Source organism: Oleiphilus sp. HI0086 (assembly GCF_001635225.1).
This window is the reverse complement of the sequence record NZ_LWFZ01001419.1, coordinates 1-1183: the sequence shown is the minus strand read 5'-3', so window position 1 is coordinate 1183 and position 1183 is coordinate 1. Positions and strand designations below refer to the sequence as shown.

The following is a 1183-nucleotide window of genomic DNA, read 5'->3' as shown; positions in this document are numbered from 1 at the left end:
AGAATCGTACTAAAGGAATATCTATGACAGGTCTGGCAGAAGATAAACTGCAAGAGTTTGCTAATGGTGTCGCTGATTTGTGTGATCAGTTAGGTGTTGAGGATCATGAAGAGAAATTGACCGCGATTGGGAATACTTTTATAGGGGCAGCGCTTTCACTAGGGAAACCCAACTTCTCAGTCAATGTTGATGGCTTAGCTACAGCTTCTGTTGAATCCGTTCNAGAGGCCGTCGAAGAAGAATAATTAAGGTTGATCGAACAGGTCTAATTGTTTTTCTGAACTGTTTTTTCTTCGTAAGGTAAAGCCAAGTTGGGAATGTACTTCTGATAACCAGGCTCGATAAGCCTGTCCACACCTAGCTTCAAATGGGTAAGCCTGGTTTAGTTTTTTCCGTATCAGCTTCACATCATTTTTCCCCGTTTCGAGGATAACTGCATGAATAATTGGTCCCGCGAGCTCTCTATAATGATCTAATTTCGACGCAGAAGACACGGGTTCCAGACAGCTGACCAGGTTAAATTAATGCACAGTGAAAGTTTGAGTGACTGCCCTTGCCTGATCGGAAAGCGTTTTATTGAGATTCTTAACTAAAAGGTTAAAGGTAACCAGAGTAAAACCATCTTGCGCATATTCGAAAACAGCGTCTATATCCAGGATGAACCCTTTATCAATGTTGGTTTGAACTAGGTCCAGCATGAGTTCTACAGCATCGGTTAAACCATCTATGTCTTCACAGAAAGGAATCTCTATAGGTCTTTTCAAAAAAACTGCCTTCATTTTTTTTCTATTATGCATCAGGGATGTTTGGCTAGTATAACTCAATTGCAACAGATGCCTCTGCACAATTGTCAGGCTCAGATATCAAGCAGGTCTCTATTATAACATTGGCATCTTTTGGAATAATATCCAGAAAATCCGTTGCATCGACAACATGATTTTGGATACCTTCAGGCTTATTTAAAGGAATACTTGTTGTAGAAAATTGGTTCAAATTATCCTTTGCATATACACTTTCAAATGAAGCGAATTCACTACACCCATAATCTGCTCCCAATGCCATTGGGAAAGAACACTGGATAGTGAACAACTCCAGATCATTATCAATCTCAATAATATCATTATCACTCAGATAGACCTTTGCTTGGTAAAGCTCTCTTTGATTAACACCTAACGTAGTGTCA

General features: G+C 39.6%; 2 protein-coding genes. Both read right to left on the bottom strand.

The genetic code is table 11. From position 1 onward, the window contains the following. Positions 1-521: 521 nt before the first annotated feature. A complete protein-coding gene (locus A3756_RS24195) occupies positions 522-764 on the bottom strand; it encodes a hypothetical protein (RefSeq protein ID WP_156490373.1) in 243 nt (80 codons plus the stop codon). A gap of 46 nt (positions 765-810) precedes the next feature. After that, a partial coding sequence (locus tag A3756_RS28280; RefSeq protein ID WP_197481514.1) for a hypothetical protein occupies positions 811-1183 on the bottom strand: 373 nt, incomplete at its 5' end.